Annotated in this window: 1 pseudogene; it reads left to right on the top strand. The window is 71.8% G+C overall.

What is annotated here, in order from left to right:
* Positions 1-2,489, top strand: a pseudogene (locus tag G7A99_RS18040) (hypothetical protein); the annotation flags it as partial.

Raw genomic sequence — 2,489 nt, 5'->3', positions numbered from 1 at the left:
CTCGTCCGGCATCTCCCCGCGCAGACCCTGCTGTTTCTCGACGACCTGCACCGGCTCGACGCCGAACACCCGATCCACGCGGTGCTCGCGATCCTCACCGAAGCCCTCGACGGGCGGCTCCGCCTCGTCATCGCCAGCCGGCACGAGCCGCCACCGGCATGGGCGCCGCTGCGCGGGCGCGGGCAGCTGCGGGTCATCGATGAGAGCATGCTCGCCTTCGACCGGTGCGAGACCGAGACCCTGCTGGACAGCGAGGGCATGGGCGGGACGGTGGGTGAGCAGCTGCTGGACTCCACCCGCGGCTGGCCCGTGGGCGTGATGCTGCTGCTCGAGCACTACCGCCGTACCGGCGCACTGCCGGACCAGCGCGACGCCCGGCGGCCACTGGCCGACTGGTTCGGCCACGAGATCCTTGCCCCGCTGGACCCGGACGACCAGCTCCTGCTGCGGGCCTGTGCGCTGCCGGCGTACTTCCCGGTCGATGCCGCCGCAGAGGCCACCGGTGTCGCCGACGCTGCCGAGCGGCTGGCGCGGCTGCAGCGCGAGCATGCCTTCATCTTCACCGAAGCGGACGGCGCCGGTGGCAGCCTGTGCCGCTTCCACGACCTGTTCCGGGATTTTCTCCGCCGCGAGGGTGAGCAGCGCTCCGGCGACGCGGCGCTGGCCGAGGCCAACGCGCGCTGGGGGCGTGTGCTCTGGCAGCGCGGCCACTGGAGCGAGGCGGCGCGGCTGTTCCTCGCGGCCGGCGACGACGAGGCGCTTGCGAACGGTGTCAAGAGCGTTGCCGGCGCGATGCTCCAGAGCGGCCGCGGGGACACCCTGTTCGGATGGCTGCAGGCCCTGCCGGAGCAGCGCCGCCGTGCCGATCCCATCCTCACCCTCTGGGAGGGGATGTGCCTGCTGCTGCAGGATACGGCGATGGCCCGCGGGCTGCTCGCCGAGGCCTGGGAGGCGGTGAGCGAGGCGCGGGACTATGCCCACATGGCGATCGCCTGGAGCGGCATCGTCGACAGTATCTGGCTGGAGTGGGCGCACGTCTCCAAGTACGAGTACTGGATCGACGAGTTCCTGCGCTTCGAGGCGGATTTCCGCGAGCACCTGCCCCGGCCGCTGTGGCTGACGGTGCTCCGCGGCATGGTCGCCGCCCTGTGCTACGGGCGGCCGCTCGACCCGTCGCTGGAGCGCTGGGAGCGCGAGGCGCTGAGTGCGCTATCCGGCCCCATGCCGGACAACGAGCGGGTGATGCTCGCCTGCCAGCTCCTCTACCTCAATACCTGGCAGTTCGGCCGTCGCGCCGGTGCGAACCGGGTCATGGCGGTGATGGACGTGCAGCAGGACGCGGTCGAGCGGGCCTCGCCGCTCGCGCGCTGCCTGTGGAAGACCTTCACGGCGCTGTGCGCGCTGCTCTTCGACGGTGATCGCGAGCGTTGCCTCGCCGAGGCGGAGGAGGGCCGGGCGCTGATCCGCGAGTATGGCATCGGTACCTGGGACTGCGCCGTGCCGCCGCTGCACGCCGCCCTGTGCTTCGATGACGCGGAGGCCCTGGCGGACTGGATGGCCTGGTTCATGCGCACCGACTGCAAGGCGGCGCGGCCGTTCTACGACACCTTCCAGGCCCATTTCCTCTCCGGCCAGGCATGGCTTCGCGGGGATGTGCACGAGGCCTGCGCCCACGCCGGCGAGAGCATCACCGTCGGCGAGCGCCACGGGTCCGTGGTGATCTCCTCGGGCTTCCGCGGCCTGCACGCGGCAATGCTCGCCGAGGCCGGCGACGTGCGTGCCGCGGTGCGTATGGCCGCCGCGGCACGGCGGCATTCGCAGGGGTTTCCCAGCGATTTCCTCGAGGTGTTCATGTACCTCGCGCTGGCACGTATCCCGCTGTACACGCGGCACCCGGAGCGGGCCCTGCCGTACCTGCGTCGGGCGTTCGCCGCCGGCGAACGCCAGCGCATGTTCTTCCCGCTGATGGTGCGCGCCGACGAGCTCTCCTACCTCTGCGCCCTCGCGCTGGCACATGACGTCGCGCCGGATTATGCGCGCTGGCTGATCCGCACCCGTTCGCTGGCGCCGCCGGCGGACGGCGCGCTGCGCCGGCACTGGCCGTGGCGTTGCCGCATCGTGGTCTTCGACGGTTTCCGTGTGATCGTCGACGGCGAGACGCGGGGCGAGAGCGGTCGCGGCCGGCCGCTGCCCCGGGCGCTACTCGCCTGGCTGGTCTTTGCCGGCCCCCGGGGCCTGTCGCAGGAACGCCTCGCCGAGGCGCTATGGCCGGAGAGCGGTCGGGAGAAGGCGCTGAACAGTCTTTACGTCACCGTGCACCGCCTGCGTGACCGTATCCTCGACGATTCCGAGGCGGTGGTCAGCGAGGGCGGGCGCGTTCGCCTGGATGGCGACCGTGTCTGGGTCGACGCCTGGGCCTTCCAGGCCGAGGCCGCGGAAGCGGGTGACGAAGAGCGCCGACTTGCCGACGCACTGGCGCTCTACAGCGG

The sequence above is a fragment of the Arhodomonas sp. KWT genome, assembly GCF_010993615.1.
Note: the sequence above shows the minus strand (reverse complement) of the source record. Positions and strands in the feature narration are given on the sequence as shown.